Consider the following 24,470-nt stretch of genomic DNA (forward strand, 5'->3'; position numbering starts at 1 on the left):
AAAACCAAGTCGAAATAGACAGCGAGATCCGCGAAGCCAAAGTCGTGGATCTTTCTCCGAAGATGGAGTTCCGCAAACGGCGCCGAGAGCTCATTACCATCGCGCTGCTGTCTTTGCTCGTCTTCTTTCTGACTTGGTTTGAAATCCGCATTCTTGCAACCAGCAAGCAGCTGCCTTTCGTACACAGCATTTTCTTCTTTGGTCTGGTTAACTTCAACATCATCCTGTTGTTGCTTTTGATCTTCCTGATTTTCCGTAACGTCGTAAAAGTTTTCGTTGAGCGACGGGGCAAGATCTTTGGCAGCAGTTTGAAGGCCAAACTGATTGCCGCGTTCGTGGCGTTTAGTACAATCCCGACCTTGTTGATGTTCGTGATCTCGGTGTTTTATATCAACTCGAGCTTCGATAAGTGGTTCAGCGTAAAAATGGTCGGAGTTCTTAAGAGTTCGCTCGAAGTGACCAACGCGTACTACGCGGGGACAAAGACCAAGAACTATCACTTTGCTCACCAGATCGCGAACCGTGTTCAAAAAGAACGGAACCCGGCCGCAATTCAAAAAACCATCAATCAGCTTCGTAAAGAATATGCTCTTGATTCGGTTGAATACTATCCTTCGTTGTTCCAGGGCCGCATGTCGTCGTTCTCTGAGGATGACAACATTCCGCCAATTCCGCCGGTCTCTCTTGAGTTCTTACAGAAGGGCGTCAAGGCCCATCGCGAGTGGAGTACCATTCATCAATTCGGTGAAGGAAATCTCGTTCGCGTGATCGTGCCGGTGAAAGAGGGCGAAGATCGTGGTGCCATCGTTGTATCAAGCTTCGTTCCGCTGTCGTTGATTTCGCGGATGAACGACGTGGGGACCGCCTACGAAGAGTTCCGCGACATCAATCCGCTTGAATATCCGCTCAAATCTATTTACCTGATCATCTTGTTCTTGATCACATTTGTGATTCTGCTCGCCGCGACTTGGTTTGGTTTCTACCTCGCTCGTCAGCTGGCGGTGCCGCTCGTGCAGCTGGGTAAAGCGACCTTGCGAGTTGCCGGCGGAGACTACACACAGAAAATTGAAACGAGCTCCGGCAGTGAAGAGATCTCATTGCTGATCACGTCGTTTAATAAAATGACTGAGACTCTCGCAACGTCCGAGCGTGAGTTACATAATACTTTGCAAGATTTGGATCAGCACAATCGCTACATCGAAGTTGTGCTCGGGAACGTCAGCACGGGTGTGATCTCTGTAGGTCAAAACGGCCAGGTCACAACGATCAATCGTCACGCGGCGGATCTGCTTAAGATCGATCCAGCGAAATACGTCGGCCGTCCAGTGCGTGAGCTTTTGACTCTTGAATATTTCCGCACTTTCTCTGAATTGCTCAAGACCATGCAGGATCACAAGATTGAAAACATCTCGAAAGAATTCCATGTGAATGTTCAAGGCCAATCGATCCCGCTGCAAATGAATCTATCGATCTTGAAAGACGAACGTGGTCAGGAAGTCGGTATGATTCTCGTCTTCGACGACATGAGCCCAATCGTCAATGCTCAGCGTGCGGCGGCTTGGACGGAAGTCGCTCGTCGTATCGCCCACGAAATTAAGAATCCGCTGACACCCATCAAACTTTCTGCAGAACGCCTGCAACGCAAGTTTGGTGCGCAGGTCACGGATCCGGCATTTAGCGAATGCACGAACATGATCATTCACCAAGTCGATGATTTGAAGAAAATGGTTAACGAGTTCAGTCAGTTCGCCCGCTTGCCGCAAAGTAAACCTGTGACGGGAACGCTCAACAAAGTCATCGAAGAGTCTCTGATGGTCTTCCGTCAGGCGCATCCGAATGTGAAGTTCGACTTCCAAGAGGATCCGAACTTGCCAGAGTTTAAATTCGACCCGGATCAAATCCGTCGCGTGTTCGTGAACTTGATCGACAACTCCGTGGCAGCTCTCAGCAAAGAGGCTGAGCCTGTGATTACGATCACCACTCGCTACGATGCGGATCTTAAGATCGTCCGCCTGACCGTGGCAGACAACGGCGAGGGGATTCCGGCAGCAGAACGCAACCGCATCTTTGAGCCTTATTACAGCACTAAAGAGGGAGGCACCGGTCTCGGCCTTCCGATCGTTAAAAGAATTATTGAAGATCATAATGGCTTCATCCGCGCGACTGCGAATGAGCCTAAAGGAACTAAAATGCTGATGGAACTTCCAGTAAACGTCGTTGACGCCTGGAGCCCGTCAAAGGCAGGGAATAAAGTATGAGCGAAAACAAAAAATACAAAATCCTGATTATCGACGACGAAGCACCGATCCGCGAGGTTTTGGGCGCGACTCTCAAAGATGAAGGCTACACCGTTTCTAGCGCCCAAGATGGCGTTTCGGGCCTTCAGGCGATTCGTCAGTTTAATCCTGACATCGTCTTCCTCGACATCTGGATGCCGGGCGATCTCGATGGGATTCAGGTTTTGAATCAAGCCCGCAAAGAATTCCCGCAAGTGGACTTCGTGATGATCTCCGGCCACGGAACGATCGAGACTGCCGTAAAAGCAACGAAGCTTGGCGCTTACGACTTTATCGAGAAGCCGCTTTCAATGGACAAGATCACGATCATCATCTCAAACATCTTGAACTACCAAGCTGAGCGTGAAGAGAAGGTTTTGCTCTTAAATAAACTCCGTAAGAGCATTGCTCTCATCGGTGAAGCGCCGGCGATCATGGCGACAAAGCAAATCATCGCGAAGATGGCGCCGACGCAGTCTTGGATTCTCGTTGCCGGCGAGCCGGGCGTAGGTAAAGCGCTGGCGGCGCAAAACATCCACTACCTCAGCACGCGCGCAGGTAAAGCTTTCGTCGACGTGAACTGCGGTACGATTCCTGAAGATCTTCTCGAGAGCGAAATCTTCGGTATCGAGAAGGGCGCAATGCCCGGTGTGGAAAAAGTTAAAAAAGGAAAGCTCGATCTCGCTCAGGGCGGGACGTTGTTCCTCAATGAGGTCGCGGCTTTGACTCCGGAAGTTCAACACCGTCTCGTAAAATTCTACGAGACGAAAGCTTATTACCGTGTCGGTGGCTCTGAAGAAATCCGTGGCGACGTTCGCATCATCGCCACGACGACCAAAGATCTTGAAAAAATGGTTAAAGAAGGCCGTTTCAGTGAAGACCTCTACTATAAACTCAACATCATCCCGTTCCGTATGCCGACCATGCGCGAGCGTCCAGAGGACATTCCAGTTTTGACTTCTTACTTCAGCGACCACGTAGCTCGTGAGGGTGGTTATTTGAAAAAGGCCTTCTCGGAGCAAGCGATGGAGGCCATGATGAAATACGAGTGGCCGGGCAACGTGCGCGAGTTGAAGAACTTCATCGAGCGCGTGTACATCCTCACTCCAGGCGAGTTCGTTGATTTGCATGACGTGCGCTTTGCCGGTCTTGTCGGCAAAGAAGACGATAAAATGAGCATGGACGCGATGTCGACCTTCCGTGAAGCTCGTGCGCGTTTCGAAAAAGAATACCTTCTCAAGAAAATTGCTGAAAACGGCGGCAACATCAGCAAGACCGCTGAAGTGATTGGACTTGAAAGAAGCTATTTACATCGTAAGATTAAGTCTTACGGCATCGAGGTATCATAATGTCACAAACAGCAATTACTCCTACACGCGCGCAAAATTATCCAGAATGGTATCAGGAGGTCATCAAGGCCGCTGATATGGCTGAGAACTCGCCGGTTCGCGGTTGCATGGTGATTAAACCATGGGGCTATGCGATCTGGGAAAACATGCAAAAGGTTCTCGATGGCAAGTTCAAAGAAACCGGCCACATGAATGCTTACTTCCCACTTTTGATTCCATTGAGCTTTCTTGAGCAGGAAGCTGAACACGTTGAGGGATTCGCAAAAGAGTGCGCGGTGGTTACTCATCATCGTTTGAAAGCCGGACCAGACGGCAAATTGATTCCAGACGGTAAACTCGAAGAACCTTTGATCATTCGTCCAACCAGCGAAACGATCATCGGTCACCAATACGCAAAATGGGTTAAGTCTTACCGTGATTTGCCAATTCTCGTGAATCAATGGTGCAACGTTATGCGCTGGGAAATGCGTACGCGTATGTTCCTCCGCACAGCGGAATTCCTCTGGCAAGAGGGGCATACTGTTCACGCGACAGCTGAAGAAGCTAAAGAAGAAACTCTGAAAATGTTGGACGTTTACGCTGACTTTGCCGAGAACTACATGGCGATTCCAGTGACGAAAGGGATGAAAACTCCAGACGAGAGATTCCCAGGCGCAGTTGATACTTACACTATCGAAGCGATGATGCAGGATAATAAGGCTTTGCAATCAGGCACGTCTCACTTCTTGGGACAGAACTTCGCAAAAGCTTCCGGCATTAAGTTCCTCAGTAAAGAGGGCAAAGAAGAGATTGCATGGACGACTTCTTGGGGTATGTCGACTCGTATGATCGGCGGCCTCATCATGACCCATAGTGATGACGACGGCTTGGTGTTGCCGCCAAAAATTGCCCCACTTCACGTAGCCATCATGCCGATCTACCGTAACGATGAAGAGCGCACACAAGTGCTTGAGTACGTAAATACTTTGGCAAAAGAAATCCGCGCTTCACGCTACGATGGTCAACCGATCATGGTGAAAGTCGACGACCGCGATATCCGCGGCGGCGATAAAGCATGGCAGTACATCAAGCAAGGTGTTCCAGTTCGTGTAGAAGTGGGCCCTCGCGATATGGCGAAAGGCGAAGTATTCGTCGGCCGTCGTGATAAAGGTGTTAAAGAAAAATCAGGAATGGCTCGTGGTTTGTTTGTAGAATCTTTGCCGAAGATCCTTGAAGAAATTCAGCAAAACATCTTCAACAAAGCTAAAGCACATCGTGAGGCCAATACCAAGAAGATCGATAATCTGAAAGACTTCGAAGCCTTCTTCGGTGGCGATGCCGAGTCTCAAGCGGGTGGCTTTGCGCTTGTTCACTGGAATGAGGCGGCGATCGGTCACGAGATCCTCGCGAAGTTAAAAGTCACTCCACGCTGTATCCCTCTCGATGGGCCGGCGGAAGACGGCATCTGTATCTTTACTGGTAAGCCGTCTAAGAAACGTGTTATTTTTGCGAAGTCTTACTAATTAGAATCTTTTAAAATTAAAAAGAGGAAGCCCCTAAGGCTTCCTCTTTTTTTTTGCGCTCTGAAATAGAAATCTAGTTGGCTATTTTTACTTTTAAGTGCGGCGTCTCTGTGAAGACGTCCATTGTGTTGCTCTTCACACGACCGACGAGCCAAATTTCGTAGTTGCCATTCGGGAAAATCGTGGTTCTAAAGCCTATTTTCATCTGATCCAAAACTGTCTCGGAATTACGAATGATCTCTTTGCCAGCCGGAGTTTTAATATGGAACTCAACGCCACTCAAAGGCACGCTCGACGATTTTACACTCAAGAGCAATTCCGGGCGATCAACCAGTGGTTTACTGAAATCAACGCCGTCAGCGCCTTTGAAAGACAGACTGATCGTCGGCTTCTGATTCACCACATAGAAGAACTGTCTTGTAGAAGATACCAGCTTATCGCCGTGCGCATTCACCGCCACAGCCTGAACTTCATAGCGGCCTTCTGCAAAAGCGGTGCTGTCGAAGTCCGTTTTACAGCTTCCGCGGCCCTGGCATTCTCCAGTCCAAACAGACTTGCCGGATTTATCAAAGACCGAGTAGCGCATGCCCTCTGCTTTGTTATTCGTCGAAGAAGCATCGAAAGAAACTTTGCCGGTGATATAGCTGTAATCGCGAGGGTAGTTCACGATCGCAGCCCCATTCCCAAGATCAACATCCATCCACCAAGTAGATTTACCCAGCTGAGCCCCGCCATTGTCATAAGCGACATAGCCATAACCGTCGATGCCCCAATCCGTGCCCCAGCTATTACGAATGATGTAAGCCTGTTTGCTATCATCATATCCGACGATGGCAATCGCATGGCCACCCAATAGATCACCCGTAGTCTGCTTATAAACTCCGCCGGCATAACCAACGAAGTCTGTATAGATTCTCAAAGTTGCCATCACAGGACCATGTTGCAGAGCTTTTTTAACCGCAGTGACATTTTTAAAGAAGCGAGTTGGAGTGCCGAAGTCGGTGACTTTATACGCACGTTTCGCAGCATCCGCACAAGCGCCATCGCAAGCGGCATCTTTCGCAGTTGCACCTGAAGTATAAGGCATGCAAGCCTCATCAGCGACGCCGACATTTTGCAACTGCTCAATTGCGCCGAGTGGATACCAGCCGTTGTCACAGCTACCGCCACCGCAAGCAAAAAGATGCTGCGGAGAAAGGCGGATATTCATCCCTGGGATCAGCGCCGAAATATTGAGCTGAGTCTCCATCACTGCTATCGAAGCAAAAGCGACACAGCTTCCGCAGTTGGCTTGATTACGAATCGGCGGCACCCAGTTACGACCATTTTTATTACGCCAGTCCAAAGAAGAAGGAAGAGATTGCTGAATAGAAAGCTCTTCGGGAGCTTCGAATTCGACATCCGAAAAGAAATCATCTTTTACGCCCATCATGCGCTGAAGATCTTGCTTCGGCAGGCGAGTCAGTGAGTTTTCCCGCGCAAACCAAGTGGCATTTTTCTTCGTTAGGGTTTCATTGAGATTGTTAACGTTGATGAGTGATTCTGCTTGAGTAATTTGTGAGAAAAGCAAGATCACGAAAAGTGATTTGAGTGCATTCATAGGACATCCCCTCCAGACTGAAATCATCTAGCGGGAAATTCTCTGAACCAAGCTCTGTACACAGTTCTCAGTGGATTCTTAGACCTATGTCAGGATGCTCCCATGCGCTTTTCTTGCAGAAGACGAACCACTCGTACAAGCAGCCCGCGCGGAGAAAGGCGTACAGAAAATGCCATCAGCTTATTCGCCCAGCCTTGAACAGCGACCGATTTTTTCGCCATCAAAGATTGATAGCCATACTCAGCAACAATGCGGCTGTTTGGAATCGGCATTTTGAAAAGCAACGTCGTATCCATGCCGGCAGCCTCTTGAAAGCCGGAGATCGTCGGTCCCGGGCACAGAGTTGTCACGTGCACTCCGGTGCCTCGAAGCTCCTCGTTCAGTGCTTCCGAGAAACTCAGAACATAGGACTTCGTCGCATAGTAAACCGCCATAAAAGGTCCAGGTTGGAAAGCCGCCGTCGATGCCACATTCAGAATGGCCCCTTCGCGGTTGGCGATCATCTCGGGAATGAAAAGGTGACAAAGATGGGTCAGGGATTTCATGTTGAGGTCCATCATCTGGGCCTGCTTGCGCCACTCTGATCTCGCAAAAACAACGTTGTCTCCGAAACCGGCATTATTCACCAAGATATCTACATTCAGGCCATGTTCTTGGCAGTAGTTGAACAAGGTTTCAGGCGAAGAATCGAGACCTAAATCCAAGGCAACAACTTCGACTTTTACTTTGTGCGTGTTCCGTAAGTCTTCAGCCAGCTTCTCAAGGGTTTCTTTCGAGCGGGCTGTCAGGATGAGGTTGTGGTTTTTAGCTGCGAAAATCTTCGCAAGTTCAAAACCAATGCCACTGCTCGCGCCGGTGAGTAGGGTGAATGAGTCTGTCATGAGGCCTCCATCTGCTCTCTCTTGTTACCACTGGACTGGACTTCGTCGCAAGTGCCTTCAGCAAACAACTTTGAGAGCATTTATTTATGGCTCACAAAAAAGATCCCCAACTGGCGCGACGCCAGTTTCTCCAAGGTTTGGCTGCTGCACCACTGATGCTCACCTTCGGCGCGGCGTCCGCTCAAGAAACAGATCCCTCGCTTCAAAAAGCTCGCAGGGTTCCGATGTTGCAAGGGTGGACTGATGAAACGGAAAGTCTGATTGTTGTCTTAGGTGCCGCGGGATGGTCTTTTAAATCTCTTTCCGGGAGCCGCATTCAAGTCAACGTCGTCAAAACTCAGAATATCAGCAATACAAATTACGTCTTATACCGTCTGCAGGTCACGGGCCTTTCCACGATCGCCTATAGCCCCATCGGCGTCTATGATGCAAACGGAGTCCTCCTCGATACACGCAGCCTAAAGGGGATTGATCTTCAAATGTCGTCGCCACGGATTGCGGTCGCTTCCTGTGCAAATTATCGCAAGCTCGATTTGCAAGAGGCGATGTACAACCAAGTTCAACAGCAGTCGCCGGATATGATTTTCTTTATCGGTGACATCGTTTACAGCAATTCCCGAGTCAGCTCTGTGATCGGGACACCCGAAGACCCAAGCACGGCCCTCGAGCGCTATGTGCAAACATGGAATACCGTAAACATGTACCAGCTCGAGCCATTGATCCCGACGATTGCAGTTTGGGACGACCATGATTATGGAACCAACAATGGTGGAGCCAATCATCCTTACAAAGCAGTGATGAAAGAAATGTTCCGTTCTTTCTATCCGCTCCCGGATCAGCATAGCCGCCTTTCGCTCGGCCCAGGGACCGCCTTTCGCTTGAGAGCTTTCGGCATGGACTCTTATTTCATGGATGGGCGCTCGTTCTTTGAAAAAAAGAAAACTCAATGGGGAGATGCTCAAGAAGCTTGGTTTAATCAAGATTTTAACTCCAGTAACCTTCCGGTTTGGCTTTTAAACGGCATTCAGTTCTTCCGCTATTTCTTCACTGTGGAATCTCTGCAAAAAAGCGCCGAACCAAGTTTATTGAGACTGCAAACGATGTTGCGCAGCCGGAAAAAACCGGTGGCCCTATTCTCCGGCGACGTTCACTGCTCGCAGGTGCAAGAGATTCCGGAGTCTTTCTTTGGCTTTAAAACCTATGAAATCACTTCCAGTGGTATTCATAGCAGCTCTGCCGGCCGGGCCATGCATCGCAAGGACGACGCCAACCAGCTTTTTTACTACGGAGATGAAAATTTCTTAATCGTTCAGCCGACTCTGCAGAACGCAACTATGGATCTAGAGATCAGTTGCGCAACCGCGGGTGGGACTGCTCCTGTGGTAAATCGACCGCTTCGAATCGCCGTATAGATTGACAGCTCCCAGAATTAGACATAATCACTCTCAAGCTTTTTGAGGGGGATCTTATGAAAAGTCTCATGGGAATTTCGGTCGTAGCAATGACATTGGCAGTAGCTCTTACTGCATGCACGAAAACCGAAAAAGAAATCGTTTACCAATATCCGCCAAAAGATGTTCTCGAGTCTTTCTCAACTGCAACGTGTGCAAAAAAGAACTGCGTGAAAATCGCAAAGTCTTCTTTGAACAAAACGTTTTTGTTGATGATCTCCGGTAAGTCAATCGACACAACACCTCAATGGATGGACTTGAAACCTTCTGTTGTGATCTTCCAGCAGTCAGGCGCGCAGGTCGGCCTCTTCGCAGTTTCAACCGAAGCTATCTACGGCAACGAGGATGCAAAGAACTTGATCCAAAGTTTCGATGTCATCGCCGACGACGCGGACTCCGTTACTTTCGATTGGGGTGCCGGTATTACAAGTCTTCGAACCCAAGGTACTTTTGATACTGAGATCGATATGGGTGATGACGACGGCACCAACGGTTCGTCTTTGCAGATTTTGAACTCTTTTGTGAAGAGTGTCAGTATTTCAAAAGATCTCATCGAAGTTAGTCAGATCTCCAAGATCCTTCAGACAAAGCTCATTTCAAAGAAAGACAATCCTTTTGATCCTAAAGACGAAGGAAAGCCAAAGATCGACGTGACGGAAAGCACATTGAACATCAATGTTCAATTCTATCCTTACTCGAAAAATCCGAACTTCACACCAAAAGCAGCCGACAAGTCCCGTACCGTTGGCTTCTTCGTAACGAAGATCGCGACTCCTGAAGTTGCAGATGAAAAACAGATCTTCATCACGAAGTGGGACTTCAGTGCGCCAAAAGGCCCTGTGCGCTTTTTGGTTTCTGCAAATACGCCAAAAGAATATCTCGAGTCTGTTCGTGAGGGCTTGCTCTACTGGAACAAAGTTTTCGGCTTCGAGGCCGTTCGTGTAGAGACGGGCGTGGATGACTCTTCAGTGCCGCCATTGCACGCCGTCATGGTTCGGTGGATTCCATGGGAAGACGCGGGCTTTGCATACGCGCAGGCGCAGAACGATCCACTCACGGGTGAAATGCTCCGCGGTCAGCTGTTCCTGACTCCGGCCTTCGCGCACACAAAAGGTTATGTGAAAAAGCTCACTCCAGTGATCAACCCTCTGGTGGCGTGTGATTTGACGAAGTCCTACAACAAAGGCGATTTCCTTCCGAGCAACCCGGATGAGCTCCGCATTGCTCAAGACGATGTTCGCTCTGTTGTTGCTCACGAAGCGGGGCATGCACTTGGTTTGCGCCACAATTTCGCGGCCTCTGCGAGCGTATCGCTTACACAAAAAGGTGTGTTGAAGGCCGTCAGTGATTACCTCCATGACGCTAATAACGACAGCGTTATGACTGGCACGACAGTTATGGATTACCTCAAAGGCACGGAAGACATCCTTTTGGGTAAATATATCAAAAACCACCCACTTCCTTATGACCAGATGGCTATGAAGTGGGCCTACTCCCAAGGGGTCGACGGTTTGAACCCTGCAGTTTCAAAATACTGCAGCGACGAGGACTTGATCATTTCTCAAGGTCGCGACAACGTGACCATCTTCGATTGCCAGCAAGGTGATGCGACTGGCAGCACGCTGACATCCCTTATCAATAATCACCTACGTAATCGTCAGAGTATGTTGCAGACGAAGTATGATGCGATCCTTGCGTCGCTCTTCCCTGAAGATCAAGAGGTCTACACCGGCAACCTCGATATCATCCTGAACGAAAACCACACGGAATTGGGGCTCAAAGATCTCAAGGCCTATCTTGAAATGCAAAAGAACCATGCGGGTTTTGTCAGTCTCGATAAGTGGAAGAATGTCATTCAACGCGGTTTGAAATCAGACGCGGATCCCGCGTTGGATCAGATGCTGAAAGACGATCTTGCGGAAGTCGGCACGTTCGCTGATGCGAAGAACTTGCTAACGCCAGTGAGCTCTTCCTGGACAACGACAGACCTGCAAATGGTTTTGGATTCCATTGCAAAAGGACAAGGCACTATCAAGGGCCGTACCTACCAGCTGACAGCCGATCAACAGGCGCGTTTGAATCAGTATTTCAAAGACGAAGCCGCATATGTTGAAACGGAACTGCAAAAACAGTTGAATGACCTCTTTGTAGGCCTCTAGAATAGAGCTCATGAAGAATGAGCTCTATCAAGAAATCAGCTTTGAGTTCACCCGCAGCCGTGGCGCCGGGGGCCAGCATGTGAATCGCACAGAATCCGCCGTGATTCTGCGCTGGAACCTCCTCGAAACCCGCGCCTTTTCTCCAATAGAAAAAGATCGTTTGATCTATAAACTCAGCTCCCAGCTCACCAAAGAGGGAGAGCTCTTGATTCGCGCCGAAGTTCATCGCGATCAAGACAGCAATCGCAAAGAAGCCGTTCGTAAATTCGAAGAGATTCTCGAAAAAGCACTCTTTGTGCCTAAAAAACGCATCAAAACCAAACCGACGAAGTCCTCTCAGCGCAAGCGCTTGGATTCGAAGAAAAAAGACTCGCAGAAAAAACGTATGCGCAGTGAGAAATGGTAGCCCATGGATTCTTTCTATTCGCAAACTTATCCACACATCAAACTTCAACGCCGTGATCATCAGCTTTGGATTACGCTGAACAATCCCGAGCAAAGCAATGCGATCACTCTTGAGATGGTCGACTCTTTCTGCAAAGTTTTGAAGTACGCCGACTTCGATCCAAGCATCCGCGTGATTATCGTTACTGGCGAAGGAAAAAACTTCTGCTCCGGCGGCGATGTGAAGGCGATGCAGGAAAAAAACGGCATGTTCCGGGGTGAAAGCAATGAACTTCGTATGCGCTACATGCACGGCATTCAGCAAATCCCCAAAACGATCGAAGATCTTTCAACGCCGATGATCGCGATGGTCAATGGTGCTGCGATCGGTGCTGGCTGCGACCTTGCAATGATGTGCGATCTCCGCATCGGCACAAGCACCACAAAATTTGGCGAGACCTTTACAAAAATCGGACTTATCCCTGGTGACGGCGGCACCTTTTTCGTTCAACGCGTAGTGGGTTACTCCAAGGCGATGGAAATGACTTTGACCGGAGATATTTACGAAGGGCAAAAAGCCAAAGACTTCGGCCTGATGAATTTTCTCGTGGAAGAATCGCAGCTCATAGCTGAAACCGAAAAGCTCGCGACGAAAATCGCCAACAACGCGCCGGTGGCTCAGCAAATGGCAAAAAAAGCGATGAAGATCTCCTATCTGCATGACTTGCAAACTTCTCTAGATTTGCTCGCATCCTTCCAGGGAATCACACAGCGGACTCAGGATCATTTCGAGGCGCTCGAGGCCGTCAAAGCCAAGCGCACTCCGGAATTTAAAGGAAAGTAAAAGCTTTTTTAAGCGGGGACGGTGATAAATCCTCCCTTGGGACTTTAAACTCAAGCCCGTGAAGGCTTTGCATTTTATTTTAGCGATTTTGTTTATGAGCTATCTCCTCCCGCAAGAGAGGTGGCTTTCTCTCGTGCAAGCTCAGTTCCTTAAAGTCGCAGCTCATGATTTCATCCACTCACTACCGTCCACGGAATCGCTCGCAGTTCGTACGCTGCACCCACCGGAAAAAAACTTTCAGCCCTTTATTTTCGCAAACTCAACGCCGACATCCGGCCCACAAAAAGCCTGTTTTTGGCGCATAACTCGAGTCAATGAATTCAATCGATTGCTCATTTTCACTGCGTACAACTCCCGTGCTCCGCCAATCTAAACCCTTCGCAAAAATAGTTTCCGGTGCATAGCTATTAGGCTCACCGAAACCATTCCAGTTTCAGTAATCCAGATCGTCCTGGAAGACCCAGGCAGTTTTATTTCTCGTTTAAAAAGGGGTTTTTATGACTAAAGCAGAAGCAAAAGGTATCAAAGTATTGTTGGCCATCGTTGTTTTGGCGTTCTTATTTCGTATTTTTGCGTATGATCACATGCTCGCGCTGATGAAATAAGCGCACTCCGCGGCGGCGGCGTCACCCGCCGCCTTATCTCTTGAGTCCCCTGGGGAAAACTCCTAACATGGGTCAACCAGGAGATCTTTGTGAAGACCAACCAACGCTCTCATCCCATGAAAAATCCGATCATCGTAGCCCTTGACGTCGACAGTCGCGAGCAAGCCCTCAAGCTTGCAGATCAGCTCGCCGATGTGGTCGGAGGATTCAAAGTCGGCCCAAGATTATGTCTTCGCTACGGCCAAGATCTGGTTAAAGAAATCGCCGCGCGTGGCCCGGTCTTCGTCGACAACAAGCACTTCGATATTCCCTCGACCATGGAGGCAGCTGTTCGTGCAAGCTTCGAAGCCGGCGCAACCCTCGTCACAGTCCATGCTCTCGCTGGAAAAGAGGCCCTCACCAAGATGGCGGCCGTCGAAAAAGAGCTCAATCAGCAGCGTCCTTTTAAAATTCTCGCAGTGACGATTCTGACTTCGTGGGATCAAAACTCCATGCCTTCGAATCTCAAACAACAACCGATTTCCCAGCACGTGACCGATCTGGCGAGCTTGGTTCTTGAATCGGGTATGACGGGCCTTGTGTGCTCTCCGCACGAGCTAGATCTTTTACAAAATAAGGGCCTGTACCTTGTAACTCCTGGAATTCGTTTTAGTATGGACTCCCTTGGAGATCAGAAGCGCGTGATGGGCCCGGCAGAAGCCATCCACGCAGGAGCCTCGGCTCTTGTCGTCGGACGCCCTATCATCGAGGCAAAAAATCCCCTTGAAACAGCGACAGACTACGTGATGGCACTCTATGAGAAAAAATAATTCAGGTAAATTCAGTGGCAATAAATCTCAAAACCAATCGCGCCCGCAACAAGGCGGCCGTCCACAGCAGGGCTCTCGCCCTCAGCAAGGACAGCGTCCTCAAGGCGGCATGGGTCGAGGCAAAGAGCCCGAGATTCCGAAAGACTGGCGTCCTGTCATCGGCACTCACGCCATCAATGAAGCTCTGAATGTGCGCCCGCAAATGGCAAAAATCATGTGGCTCCGTCAGGGCTGGGAGTCCTCGGGCGAACTTCGCGAGATTCAAGAGCTCGCTTTGAAGGCGAAAGTGAAAATCGAAATCAAACCTGAGAGTGTGATCGACCGTTTTGGCTCATCCCATCAGGGCGCCGTGGTATTTATGAATGGCGCGCCGACACTCGACATGGAAGGCCTCGAAAACTTCGAAAAATCCATCATGCTGATCCTCGACGGGATCGAAGATCCGCACAATCTCGGTGCGATTCTCAGAACCTCTTGGTTGATCGGTGTTCAGGGTGTTTTAGTGCCTGAAGATCGGGCAGTGGGCCTCACTCCGACAGTTCACAAAGTGGCTTGCGGAGGCGCAGAACACGTGCCTGTTGAAGAGACCACAAATTTCGCTAAGTACGCAGAAGACTTTAAGAAAATGGGATACTGGATCTATGGTCTTAGCCCTCGTGGAAAGAAGTCGATCTTCGATCTCCAGCTGCCTGAGAAAGTCGTATGGGCGATTGGCTCTGAGGACAAGGGAATGAGAGTCACCACAGAGAGACTTTGTGATGAATTAGTGTACATTCCGCAGTCTTCTGCAGCGGCGAGTTACAACGCCTCTGTTGCGACGGCTATGGCTCTCACAGAGACCCTTCGTCAGCACCAGTCTGCGACCTCGAGAAAAAAATAAGTAAAAAAACGAATAATACCCTTTGACTGTCGAGGGTCTTTTTCAGTACAAAGTTTCGGTTGATAAATTCGACTTTTTAACTATTCGTATTTATCGAAGGTGCTGGTTTAGCTCAATTGGTAGAGCAGCTGATTTGTAATCAGCAGGTTGCGGGTTCGAGTCCCATAACCAGCTCCAAGTTTTTTGAAGTGCACGTTCTTGTGAGAACGGACAGGTGCCCGAGTGGCTAAAGGGGACGGACTGTAAATCCGTTGTTTCACAACTACGAAGGTTCGAATCCTTCCCTGTCCACCATCTTAGATAACATGTAGTTCAAAAAACTTGAGGGAATGCAAAGCGCGAGCCGAACATTCGCTTAGGGAGATCGAGTCGGGCGGGAATAGCTCAATTGGCTAGAGTATCTGCCTTCCAAGCAGAGGGTTGCGGGTTCGAGACCCGTTTCCCGCTCCAAAACTAAGCGCCCTTGTAGCTCAGTGGTAGAGCGCACCCTTGGTAAGGGTGAGGTCGTCGGTTCGGCTCCGATCAAGGGCTCCATCAATATGTCTCTGAGAGTTATTAGGACCAGGTTGTTGGAATTGTTTTGAAGTTTGTTTTGATTTGAATTTGAATTTTACAAAATTAATAAAAATCTCTTCAGGAGGAAATAATGTCTAAAGAGAAGTTTTCACGTAATAAGCCCCACGTAAACATCGGCACTATCGGTCACGTCGATCATGGTAAAACTACTTTGACTGCTGCGATCACTACGACTTTGGCTGCTGCTGGTAAAGCACAAGCTATGTCTTACGATCAAATCGATAAATCTCCAGAAGAGCGTGAGCGTGGTATCACTATCTCTACAACTCACGTTGAGTACGAAACAGACGTACGTCACTACGCACACGTTGACTGCCCAGGACATGCTGACTACGTAAAAAACATGATCACTGGTGCCGCTCAAATGGACGGCGCGATCTTGGTTGTTTCTTCAGCTGACGGTCCTATGCCACAAACTCGTGAGCACATCCTCTTGGCACGCCAAGTAGGTGTTCCTGCTCTCGTTGTATTCATGAACAAAGTTGACATGGTTGACGATAAAGAACTTCTTGAACTAGTTGAGCTTGAAGTTCGTGAATTGTTGTCTAAATACGAATTCCCTGGCGACGAAATCCCTATCGTAAAAGGTTCGGCTTTGAAAGCTTTGGAAGGCGATGCTTCTGAAATCGGTCGTCCATCTATCATGAAATTGATGGAAGCTTGCGACACTTATATCCCAACTCCAGCTCGTGCAGTTGATAAGACTTTCTTGATGCCAATCGAGGACGTATTCTCTATCTCTGGTCGTGGTACAGTTGTTACTGGCCGTGTTGAGCGTGGTATCGTTAAAGTTGGTGAAGAGGTTGAGATCGTTGGTATCCGCCCTACACAAAAAACAACTGTTACTGGTATCGAAATGTTCCGTAAGCTTCTTGATGAAGGTCAAGCGGGCGACAACTGCGGCGTTCTTCTCCGTGGTACTAAAAAAGAAGAAGTTGAGCGTGGACAAGTTCTTGCTAAACCAGGAACAATCAAGCCTCACAAAAAATTCAAAGGTGAAGCTTACATCCTCACTAAAGAAGAAGGTGGACGTCATACTCCATTCTTCAACGGCTACCGCCCTCAATTCTACTTCAGAACTACAGACGTTACTGGCGTTTGTACTTTGAAAGCTGGAACTGAGATGGTTATGCCTGGTGACCGCGTTGAAATCTCTGTAGAACTTATCGCTCCAATCGCAATGGAAAAAGAACTCCGTTTCGCGATCCGTGAGGGTGGTCGTACAGTAGGTGCAGGCGTTGTTACTGAAATCCTTGAGTAATCGCGTCTTCATTTAAATTGAAGATTGACAGCCAGGGGACATCTCGACGAGATTGTCCCCTTCGGCTTATTTAGGGCTTAAAATTTTTTGGTGCAGGGGTGTAGCTCCAGCGGTAGAGCGAACGACTCCAAATCGTTAGGTCGTGGGTTCGAATCCCTCCGCCCCTGCCAATTTAATGATGAGCTTAACTCTTTTGTGGAAGTAGAGAGCACAATGGAAAAGACAAACTCAAAAATTATCACTCTCAGCTTTGCTATCGCCGGCGCTTTGTCTGGTCTCGTAGTAAGCTTGCTAATTAAAGCATTTGCTGGTGCCTTTGCGGTCGTTGCTCGCGCAGCTGACTCAGACCTCTTCCGTCACGGTTTGCCGTTGATTGTTGGCTTCGGTCTTTTTGCTTATTTCCAATTTAACTCTAAAATCGTCGCTTGGGCTGACGAGGTTGTGGCTGAAGTTCGCAAAGTAGTATGGCCAACTCGTAAAGACACTACTGCGATGACGATCGTTGTGATCATCATGGTTTTGATTTCCAGCGTGATTATCAGTTCTTTCGATTTGATGTCTGGATACGTTATTAACTCCCTCATGAGATAGGAAGTGGCCATGGAAAAAAAATGGTACATCGTAAATACTCAGACCGGTTGTGAATCAACAGCTAAAACTGCCATCGAAGAGCGTATCCGCTCTCAGAAGATGGAAGAGTTCTTTGGTCAAATCCTGATCCCTTCTGAAAACGTTGTGGAGCTGGTAAAAGGCCAAAAACAAACAAAATCCCGTAAATTTTTCCCAGGTTACATGTTCGTTCAAATGTTCTTGAATGACGAGACGTGGCACCTTGTAAAACATTCATCAAAGGTGACAGGCTTCGTTGGGGGTGCTAAAACTCGTCCTCCCGAAGTTCCAGAGGCCGAAGTTTTGCGCGTAACTCAGCAAATGGCTGGCGTTGCCGAGAAACCAAAACCTAAGGTGAAATTCTCTGTGGGCGAGAACGTGACTGTTATTGACGGTCCATTCTCTAACTTCAGTGGAACTGTTGAAGAGATCAATGAGGACAAAGCGAAAGTGAAAGTTCTCGTGAGCATCTTCGGAAGACCAACCCCGGTGGAGTTGGACTTCATTCAGGTGGAAAAGCACTAGTTTTTTAACTCTCTAAACTTTAGAGAGAATTATTAATAACAACCCTATTGCAGGAGTGGGTCATGGCAAAAAAAGTTACAGGAATGATCAAGCTGCAGATACCGGCAGGGAAAGCTAATCCAGCTCCTCCCGTTGGACCGGCGCTCGGACAGCATGGGGTAAACATCATGGAATTCTGTAAGCAGTTCAATGCTCGTACACAAGCATTGGGTGATAGCATCATCCCTATCATCATTACAGTTTACCAAGACAGATCGTTTACCTTCATCACAAAAACACCTCCGGTGTCTTCTCTGATTAAGAAAGCATTGAAATTGGAATCAGGTTCCAAAATGCCTCAGAAAGATAAAGTTGGAAAAATTAAAAACGATCAAGTTAAGCAAATCGCGACTACTAAGTTGCCAGATTTGAACTGCTTGAAAGTAGAGTCCGCTATGTCGCAAGTCATTGGTACTGCGAAAAGCATGGGCATTGAGCTTGCGGACTAAGGTGGTGATGTATGGCAAATAAAAGATTCAAAGCAGCTGCTAAAAAAGTTGATTCTACAAAAAAATACACTGTAGACGAAGCGTTCAAAATGGTTGTTGAAAATGCGACAGCAAAATTCGACGAAACTATCGACGTAGCTCTTCGCCTTGGTATTGATCCAAAACAATCTGACCAGCAAGTTCGTGGCGCGATTGCGCTTCCTCATGGTCTTGGAAAAACCGTTAAGGTTGTTGTTTTCGCAAAAGGTCCTAAAGAGGCTGAAGCGAAAAACGCAGGCGCAGACTTCGTGGGCGCTGACGACCTCGTGGCTAAAATCCAAGGCGGTTGGTTGGACTTCGACAAATGTATTGCTACACCGGATATGATGGCGACTGTTTCTAAAGTTGCTAAGATCCTTGGCCCTCGTGGTTTGATGCCAAATCCAAAAGTTGGCACTGTTACTATGGCTGTTGGTGAAGCAGTAACTGCCGAGAAGAAGGGTAAATTGGATTTCCGTGTTGATAAGGCGGGTATTGTTCACGCTGGTATCGGCAAGAAATCTATGGGCGATGCTAAACTTCGCGATAACTTCCTCACTTTGATGGGAGCTATCTTGAAGGCAAAACCTGCTTCTTCAAAAGGTATCTATCTTCAATCTATTGCTGTGTCCTCTACAATGGGCCCAGGCATGAAATTGGATACGAACCAAGCGGCTAGCATTGCAACTAGCGTTTAATTAATTTATTAAAGAAAACTATTGCGATCAGAGACAGTAGGTCGTCCCCAGCTTAACCACCGGGGACTTTAATTCCAGATGGATCCTACCGAGATTAGGCAAAAAGAGTTTACTTCCCAAAGTACCCTCCCGAAACCGACCTGATTCGCACATAAATCTAGTGAAAGGAGGCCCTTATATGATGATCACTCGTGCTGATAAAGAACAAGAGATTAAGCTTTTGACTGACAAACTTGCCAAGTCAAAAGGGGCCTTCGTCGTAGATTTCAAAGGTATGAAAGTGGAGCAGGTTACTTCTCTCCGTAAAAAACTTCATACTTCTGAATCTGAGATGAAGGTTGTTCGTAATACTCTTGCGAAAAGAGCGCTAAAAGATCACCCGGCCGTAGAGAAAGCTTTGACGACTTCCCTTAAAGGAACCAATGCAATTGTGTTCTCTTATGGTGAGGTTAATGCCACTGCTAAAGTTTTGGCAGACTTCGCGAAAGACGTTGAAGTTTTGCAAATCAAAACTGGTGTAATGGACGGCGAAGGAATGGACGCTGCGAAGATTAATTTCTTGGCGACTCTTCCTGGTAAAGATCAGCTTCGTGCACAATTCTTGGCTACTCTTAATGCGCCAGCGGCAAAACTTGCTCGTTGCATTAACGAATACGTTAAGAAATTGGGCGGCGAAGATGCTTCTGCTGCAGCGGCTCCACAAGCTTAATTGTGAAGCTAGTATTTGTATTTATTTTTTAAAAATTTATTTCGGAGGATTTTATGTCTTTGACTAATGATCAATTGATCGACGCATTGTCGACTAAAACTGTTCTTGAACTTGCTGAACTTGTTAAAATGTTGGAAGAAAAATGGGGCGTTTCTGCTGCTGCTCCTGTAATGATGGCTGGTGGCGGCGGTGCTGCTGCAGCTGTTGAAGAAAAAACTGCTTTCGACGTTATCCTTGTTGACGCGGGCGCTAACAAAATCAACGTTATTAAAGAAGTTCGTGGCTTGACTGGTTTGGGCCTTGCTGAAGCTAAAGCACTTGTTGAAGCTGGCGGCAAAGCTGTTAAAGAAGGCGCGACTAAAGAAGACGCTGAGAAAATCAAAAAGGCTCTTGAAGCAGCCGGCGCGAAAGTTCAAGTTAAGTAATCATTTTATGATCTTATGGCCTCTTTTTAAGCAGCAATGCAAAAAAGAGGCCATTTTGCGTTTTTCTTGAAAAGCAACATTGACCCCTAGACGTAGGGGGATTATATTTTTTCGGCTATGCTTTTGCCGACGGGATAGGTTTACCCCAATCCCAGTGTATTTCTAGTGTTGAAACATGAGAACGGTTTCAACGACTTAGATGGTTTGATCTTTAAGGGAGATTAGATGGATAAAACTCCAATCACGGCCTCAAATCTGCGCATCAGAAAATCTTTCGCTCAAAACAAACAAGTTATCGACATTCCAAATCTGATTGAATTGCAAAAATCTTCTTACGAAGCATTCTTGCAAAAAGATACAGATCCAGATCGTCGTGGAGAAGCTGGTCTTAACGGAGTTTTCAAATCCGTTTTCCCAATCAGCGACTTCAATAACACTGCGAGCTTGGAATTCGTGAGTTACACTCTCGAGCCAGCTAAGTACGACGTTGATGAATGTCGTCAGCGTGGTATGACTTTCGCAGCTCCGATCAAAGTGACTCTTCGTCTCATCGTATTCGACGTTGATGAAGAAACTGAAGCACGCAGTATTCGAGATGTAAAAGAACAAGAAGTATATCTCGGTGAAATCCCTCTCATGACTGCGAACGGTTCTTTCATCATCAATGGTACTGAGCGCGTTGTCGTGTCTCAGTTGCATCGTTCTCCGGGCGTCTTCTTTGACCACGATGGTGGTAAGAACGCGACTTCTGGTAAACTCATCTACTCTGCACGCGTGATCCCTTATCGCGGTTCTTGGTTGGATGCTGAGTTTGACCAAAAGGATTTGATCCACGTACGTATCGATCGTCGTCGTAAATTCCCAGTGACGATCCTTTTGAAAGCTCTTGGTTACAATACTGAAAAACTTCTCGAATACTTCTACGATCTCGATGAAGTTTACGTAAAATCCGGCAAGCTCTACAGAAAACTCGACATCGAAAGAATGTCTGGTCAACGTGCGATTGCTGACATCGTAGATCCTAAAACTGGTGAGGCACTCGTTAAAGCGGGTCGTCGTATCACTCGTGCTGTTGTTAAGAAAATCAAAGACATCAACTTGACTGAAGTTGAAGTAAATCCAGAAGATTTGGACGGCAAAGTTCTTGCGAAGCCTTTGATCGACGAATCTACGGGTGAAATCATCGCTGATGCGAACGCTGAGTTGAGCGCAAGCTTGATCAAAAAAGCAATCGCTTTGGGTATCGATCGTTTCTTCATGATCTTCTTCGACGGTTTGACCGTTGGTCCTTACCTCAGAAACACTTTGCTTGTTGATAAAGTTAACAACAAAGATGAGTCTTTGATCGAGATCTACAAGCGTCTTCGTCCTGGTGAGCCTCCTACATTGGAAGCTGCTACGACATTCTTCCATCGCTTGTTCTTTGATCCTGAGACATATGACCTCTCTGAAGTAGGTCGTATCAAGATCAATCATAAATTCGGTATCTCTATGGAAGAATGCCCTCCTGAGTTCAGAACTCTGACTCACAAAGATATTCTTTCTACTATTAAAACTTTGATCGACCTTAAGAATGGTCGCGGTGTGATCGATGATATCGATCACTTGGGTAACCGCCGTGTTCGTTCCGTAGGTGAGTTGTTGGAAAACCAATACCGTATCGGTCTCGTTCGTATGGAACGTGCGATTCGTGAGCGTATGTCTCTTCAAGACGTTGAGACGATGATGCCTCATGACCTCGTGAACGCTAAACCAGTGAACGCGGTTGTTAAGGAATTCTTCGGTTCTTCTCAATTGTCACAGTTCATGGATCAAACAAATCCGTTGTCTGAGATTACTCACAAACGTCGTTTGTCAGCTCTCGGTCCCGGCGGTTTGACTCGTGACCGTGCCGGCTTCGAAGTACGTGACGTACATCCTACGCACTACGGTCGTATTTGCCCTATCGAAACTCCAGAGGGTCCAAACATCGGTTTGATCTCTTCTTTGGCAACATACGCACGTATCAACAACTATGGTTTCATCGAGACTCCATACCGTAAAGTTGAAAGCGGTAAGATCTCTTCAAGCATCAATTACTTATCTGCTTTGGAAGAGGCGGGTCACTACATCGCTCCAGCTGCGCGCGATGAAGCTGGTCACAAAGAAATTCAAACTCCAACCACTATCACTCGTCGTGATGGTGAGTACGAAATCGTTGATAAAGAAAAAGTTGGTTTGATGGACGTTTCTCCATCTCAGCTCGTTTCTATCGCGGCTTCTTTGATTCCATTCCTTGAGCATGATGACGCCAACCGTGCCTTGATGGGATCGAACATGCAACGTCAAGCGGTGCCATTGCTCCGTTCTCGCGCCCCACTCGTTGGTACAGGCGTTGAGAGACTCGTTGCTCGTGACTCTGGTACGTCTGTCGTTGCATTGAACGACGGTATCGTTGAAGAAGTGGATGCTTCTCGTATCGTGATCCGCCGTTTTGCAAAAGGCGGTGAGCTCGGTGCGAACGTAGATATCTACAACTTGACGAAGTACCAAAGAACAAACACGAACACATGCTTCAATCAAAAACCTATCGTAAAAGTAGGTGATCGCATTTCTAAGAGCGATATCGTCGCTGACGGTCCGGCAACGGAACTCGGTGAGTTGGCTCTTGGTCAAAACATCTTGGTCGCGTTCACTCCTTGGATGGGTTACAACTTCGAGGATTCTATCTTGATCTCTGAGCGTCTCTTGAAAGAGGACGTTTATACATCAATCCACATCGAAGAGTTCGAGTGTGTTGCTCGTGATACAAAACTTGGTAAAGAAGAAATCACACGCGATATCGCGAACGTGGGTGAAGAGGCTCTTAAAGACCTCGATACTTCAGGTATCATCCGTATCGGTGCTGAAGTTCGTCCAGGTTACATCCTCGTTGGTAAAGTAACGCCGAAAGGTGAAACTCAACTTTCTCCTGAAGAAAAGCTCTTAAGAGCAATCTTCGGTGAAAAAGCCGGCGATGTTCGTGATACTTCTCTCCGTGCTCCATCAGGTGTTTACGGTACAGTGATCGATGCTCAAGTTTACTCTCGTGAAGGCGCAGACCGCGATGAGCGTTTGTCTTCAATCATCGAAGAGAAAAAACGCAAGCTTGAAAAAGACTTGGCGGTTGAGCAGAACGTTATCAAAAATAACGCGATCTCTAAACTCCGCGACATCTTGGTAGGCAAAGTAACTACCGGCGTTCTTTTGAATGAAGACGGTAGCCAAAAATTGTTGAATAAAGGTCAAAACCTCACTGAGGCGGACCTTGAAACTATTCCATTTGAGCTCCTGAGCTATATCCCTCTTGAGCAAGATCTTGAGTTCCAAGTAAACAAGATCATCGATGGCGCTCGTAACCAATTGGATGCTGTTAAGTTGGTATTCAATGAGAAGATTGAACGTCTCCGTAAAGGTGACGAGCTTCCTCCAGGCGTTATCAAAATGGTTAAAGTCTACGTTGCGATTAAACGTAAGCTTCAAGTCGGTGATAAGTTCGCCGGCCGCCACGGTAATAAGGGTGTTGTCTCTAAAGTATTGCCTTTGGAAGACATGCCTTACTTGGCAGATGGTACTCCAGTAGACATGGTTTTGAATCCACTGGGCGTTCCTTCGCGTATGAATATCGGACAGATCTTGGAAGTTCACTTGGGTTGGGCTGCTCGTAACTTGGGTACTCAGCTTTCAGCGTACATCCAAAACTTCAAGTCTGATGAAGCACGTAAAGCAATGAAAGACGTTTTCGATGATTCTGATATCTCTGCGAAAATTGACAAAGCAGACGACGATTCATTGAAACAAATGCTCGTGAAAATGAAAGACGGTGTGCACGTTGGTACGCCTGTATTTGATGGTGCTCGCGAAAAAGATGTGAAGGGCTTGTTGGCAAAAGCAGCTCTTCCTGAGCGCGCACAAGCTATCCTCTTTGACGGTCGTTCTGGTGAGCCATTCACGAACCCTGTTACAGTGGGCATCATGTACATGCTGAAACTGCATCACTTGGTTGAAGAAAAGATCCATGCTCGTTCAATTGGACCTTATTCACTCGTTTCCCAACAACCTCTGGGCGGTAAAGCACAGTTCGGTGGTCAGCGTCTCGGGGAGATGGAGGTTTGGGCGATCGAAGCATACGGTGCCGCTTATTCATTGCAAGAGTTCCTCACTGTTAAGTCCGATGACGTAGCAGGAAGAACACGCATGTATGAAAGCATCGTGAAGGGTGAAAACATCCTCGAACCAGGCTTGCCTGAGTCGTTCAACGTATTGGTGAAAGAGCTTCAATCTCTTGCATTGAATGTTGAGTTGATGGAGTCCGACATCTTGAGAGATCAAGACGAAGATTCTGAAGAGGGTGAAATTGAAGAGGTGATTGCAGCTCCAGCTATTCCGACTCCGGAAGAGCC

General features: G+C 47.6%; 18 protein-coding genes, 5 tRNA genes and 1 pseudogene. 22 read left to right on the forward strand and 2 right to left on the reverse strand.

Features of this window, described 5'->3' with window-relative positions; genetic code table 11:
* Window positions 1–62: 62 nt before the first annotated feature.
* The 3 genes from JSU04_17720 to JSU04_17730 are packed head-to-tail and all read left to right on the forward strand — an operon-like array spanning window position 63 to window position 5,127.
* Window positions 63–2,258, forward strand: a complete 2,196-nt coding sequence (locus JSU04_17720; GenBank protein ID MBS1972154.1) for a HAMP domain-containing protein — start codon at window positions 63–65, stop codon at window positions 2,256–2,258.
* Window positions 2,255–3,625, forward strand: a complete 1,371-nt coding sequence (locus JSU04_17725; protein ID MBS1972155.1) for a sigma-54-dependent Fis family transcriptional regulator — start codon at window positions 2,255–2,257, stop codon at window positions 3,623–3,625. Before JSU04_17720 ends, JSU04_17725 begins: the two co-directional genes overlap by 4 nt.
* Window positions 3,625–5,127: a proline--tRNA ligase gene (locus JSU04_17730; GenBank protein ID MBS1972156.1), complete on the forward strand. Its 1,503-nt coding sequence runs from the start codon at window positions 3,625–3,627 to the stop codon at window positions 5,125–5,127. Before JSU04_17725 ends, JSU04_17730 begins: the two co-directional genes overlap by 1 nt.
* Before the next feature lie 73 nt (window positions 5,128–5,200).
* On the opposite strand, the gene JSU04_17735 is transcribed toward JSU04_17730, so the two are convergent.
* Both JSU04_17735 and JSU04_17740 read right to left on the reverse strand, forming a co-directional pair.
* A complete protein-coding gene (locus JSU04_17735) occupies window positions 5,201–6,727 on the reverse strand; it encodes a hypothetical protein (protein MBS1972157.1) in 1,527 nt (508 codons plus the stop codon).
* A gap of 89 nt (window positions 6,728–6,816) precedes the next feature.
* The gene (locus JSU04_17740; protein ID MBS1972158.1) at window positions 6,817–7,608 is read right to left on the reverse strand and encodes an SDR family oxidoreductase; all 792 of its coding nucleotides are present in this window, start codon (window positions 7,606–7,608) and stop codon (window positions 6,817–6,819) included.
* A gap of 86 nt (window positions 7,609–7,694) precedes the next feature.
* On the opposite strand from JSU04_17740, the gene JSU04_17745 reads away from it, so the two are divergent.
* The 19 genes and pseudogenes from JSU04_17745 to rpoB all read left to right on the forward strand — a co-directional run bounded on the left by JSU04_17745 (window position 7,695) and on the right by rpoB (window position 24,384).
* Entirely contained in the window at window positions 7,695–9,020 is a 1,326-nt protein-coding gene (locus JSU04_17745; GenBank protein MBS1972159.1) for an alkaline phosphatase D family protein, read from the forward strand.
* 56 nt (window positions 9,021–9,076) lie between these two features.
* Window positions 9,077–11,218, forward strand: coding sequence for a zinc-dependent metalloprotease (locus JSU04_17750; protein MBS1972160.1), 2,142 nt, complete (start codon window positions 9,077–9,079; stop codon window positions 11,216–11,218).
* Window positions 11,219–11,228: 10 nt separating this feature from the next.
* Window positions 11,229–11,624, forward strand: coding sequence for an aminoacyl-tRNA hydrolase (arfB, locus tag JSU04_17755; protein MBS1972161.1), 396 nt, complete (start codon window positions 11,229–11,231; stop codon window positions 11,622–11,624).
* Between the two features lie 3 nt (window positions 11,625–11,627).
* Window positions 11,628–12,446, forward strand: a complete 819-nt coding sequence (locus JSU04_17760) for an enoyl-CoA hydratase/isomerase family protein (GenBank protein MBS1972162.1) — start codon at window positions 11,628–11,630, stop codon at window positions 12,444–12,446.
* Between the two features lie 721 nt (window positions 12,447–13,167).
* On the forward strand, window positions 13,168–13,860 hold the full coding sequence (gene pyrF / locus JSU04_17765; protein MBS1972163.1) for an orotidine-5'-phosphate decarboxylase: 693 nt from the start codon (window positions 13,168–13,170) through the stop codon (window positions 13,858–13,860).
* Complete coding sequence (gene rlmB / locus JSU04_17770) at window positions 13,847–14,740, forward strand: 23S rRNA (guanosine(2251)-2'-O)-methyltransferase RlmB (protein MBS1972164.1); 894 nt, start codon at window positions 13,847–13,849, stop codon at window positions 14,738–14,740. Before pyrF ends, rlmB begins: the two co-directional genes overlap by 14 nt.
* Before the next feature lie 101 nt (window positions 14,741–14,841).
* Window positions 14,842–14,917, forward strand: a tRNA-Thr gene (locus JSU04_17775).
* 31 nt (window positions 14,918–14,948) lie between these two features.
* Window positions 14,949–15,034 (forward strand) — tRNA-Tyr (locus JSU04_17780).
* A 79-nt stretch (window positions 15,035–15,113) separates the two neighbouring features.
* Window positions 15,114–15,190: transfer RNA gene (locus JSU04_17785), tRNA-Gly, on the forward strand.
* 9 nt (window positions 15,191–15,199) lie between these two features.
* Window positions 15,200–15,274, forward strand: a tRNA-Thr gene (locus tag JSU04_17790).
* Between the two features lie 112 nt (window positions 15,275–15,386).
* Window positions 15,387–16,577, forward strand: a complete 1,191-nt coding sequence (gene tuf, locus JSU04_17795; protein MBS1972165.1) for an elongation factor Tu — start codon at window positions 15,387–15,389, stop codon at window positions 16,575–16,577.
* A 94-nt stretch (window positions 16,578–16,671) separates the two neighbouring features.
* A tRNA-Trp gene (locus JSU04_17800) sits at window positions 16,672–16,747 on the forward strand.
* A gap of 43 nt (window positions 16,748–16,790) precedes the next feature.
* A complete protein-coding gene (gene secE, locus JSU04_17805) occupies window positions 16,791–17,168 on the forward strand; it encodes a preprotein translocase subunit SecE (GenBank protein MBS1972166.1) in 378 nt (125 codons plus the stop codon).
* A gap of 9 nt (window positions 17,169–17,177) precedes the next feature.
* On the forward strand, window positions 17,178–17,711 hold the full coding sequence (nusG, locus tag JSU04_17810; protein MBS1972167.1) for a transcription termination/antitermination protein NusG: 534 nt from the start codon (window positions 17,178–17,180) through the stop codon (window positions 17,709–17,711).
* A gap of 62 nt (window positions 17,712–17,773) precedes the next feature.
* Complete coding sequence (gene rplK, locus JSU04_17815; protein MBS1972168.1) at window positions 17,774–18,199, forward strand: 50S ribosomal protein L11; 426 nt, start codon at window positions 17,774–17,776, stop codon at window positions 18,197–18,199.
* An 11-nt stretch (window positions 18,200–18,210) separates the two neighbouring features.
* Window positions 18,211–18,915, forward strand: coding sequence for a 50S ribosomal protein L1 (locus tag JSU04_17820; protein ID MBS1972169.1), 705 nt, complete (start codon window positions 18,211–18,213; stop codon window positions 18,913–18,915).
* Window positions 18,916–19,096: 181 nt separating this feature from the next.
* A complete protein-coding gene (locus JSU04_17825) occupies window positions 19,097–19,624 on the forward strand; it encodes a 50S ribosomal protein L10 (protein MBS1972170.1) in 528 nt (175 codons plus the stop codon).
* A 59-nt stretch (window positions 19,625–19,683) separates the two neighbouring features.
* A complete protein-coding gene (rplL, locus tag JSU04_17830; GenBank protein ID MBS1972171.1) occupies window positions 19,684–20,049 on the forward strand; it encodes a 50S ribosomal protein L7/L12 in 366 nt (121 codons plus the stop codon).
* A 225-nt stretch (window positions 20,050–20,274) separates the two neighbouring features.
* Window positions 20,275–24,384, forward strand: a pseudogene (gene rpoB / locus JSU04_17835) (DNA-directed RNA polymerase subunit beta).
* The last annotated feature ends 86 nt before the right edge of the window (window positions 24,385–24,470 follow it).

It is taken from the genome of Bdellovibrionales bacterium, from assembly GCA_018266295.1.
Lineage (GTDB): Bacteria > Bdellovibrionota > Bdellovibrionia > Bdellovibrionales > Bdellovibrionaceae > JACMRP01.

What these genes read in the sequence shown, in the direction of transcription:
- JSU04_17725 (MBS1972155.1), top strand. Translation starts at nt 2,255, where the DNA reads ATGAGCGAAAACAAAAAATACAAAATCCTGATTATCGACGACGAAGCA.
- nusG (MBS1972167.1), top strand. Translation starts at nt 17,178, where the DNA reads ATGGAAAAAAAATGGTACATCGTAAATACTCAGACCGGTTGTGAATCA.
- tuf (MBS1972165.1), top strand. Translation starts at nt 15,387, where the DNA reads ATGTCTAAAGAGAAGTTTTCACGTAATAAGCCCCACGTAAACATCGGC.
- rplK (MBS1972168.1), top strand. Translation starts at nt 17,774, where the DNA reads ATGGCAAAAAAAGTTACAGGAATGATCAAGCTGCAGATACCGGCAGGG.
- arfB (MBS1972161.1), top strand. Translation starts at nt 11,229, where the DNA reads ATGAAGAATGAGCTCTATCAAGAAATCAGCTTTGAGTTCACCCGCAGC.
- pyrF (MBS1972163.1), top strand. Translation starts at nt 13,168, where the DNA reads ATGAAAAATCCGATCATCGTAGCCCTTGACGTCGACAGTCGCGAGCAA.
- JSU04_17720 (MBS1972154.1), top strand. Translation starts at nt 63, where the DNA reads ATGGAGTTCCGCAAACGGCGCCGAGAGCTCATTACCATCGCGCTGCTG.
- secE (MBS1972166.1), top strand. Translation starts at nt 16,791, where the DNA reads ATGGAAAAGACAAACTCAAAAATTATCACTCTCAGCTTTGCTATCGCC.
- JSU04_17825 (MBS1972170.1), top strand. Translation starts at nt 19,097, where the DNA reads ATGATCACTCGTGCTGATAAAGAACAAGAGATTAAGCTTTTGACTGAC.
- JSU04_17760 (MBS1972162.1), top strand. Translation starts at nt 11,628, where the DNA reads ATGGATTCTTTCTATTCGCAAACTTATCCACACATCAAACTTCAACGC.
- JSU04_17820 (MBS1972169.1), top strand. Translation starts at nt 18,211, where the DNA reads ATGGCAAATAAAAGATTCAAAGCAGCTGCTAAAAAAGTTGATTCTACA.
- rlmB (MBS1972164.1), top strand. Translation starts at nt 13,847, where the DNA reads ATGAGAAAAAATAATTCAGGTAAATTCAGTGGCAATAAATCTCAAAAC.
- JSU04_17740 (MBS1972158.1), bottom strand. Translation starts at nt 7,608, where the DNA reads ATGACAGACTCATTCACCCTACTCACCGGCGCGAGCAGTGGCATTGGT.
- JSU04_17735 (MBS1972157.1), bottom strand. Translation starts at nt 6,727, where the DNA reads ATGAATGCACTCAAATCACTTTTCGTGATCTTGCTTTTCTCACAAATT.
- JSU04_17750 (MBS1972160.1), top strand. Translation starts at nt 9,077, where the DNA reads ATGAAAAGTCTCATGGGAATTTCGGTCGTAGCAATGACATTGGCAGTA.
- JSU04_17730 (MBS1972156.1), top strand. Translation starts at nt 3,625, where the DNA reads ATGTCACAAACAGCAATTACTCCTACACGCGCGCAAAATTATCCAGAA.
- JSU04_17745 (MBS1972159.1), top strand. Translation starts at nt 7,695, where the DNA reads ATGGCTCACAAAAAAGATCCCCAACTGGCGCGACGCCAGTTTCTCCAA.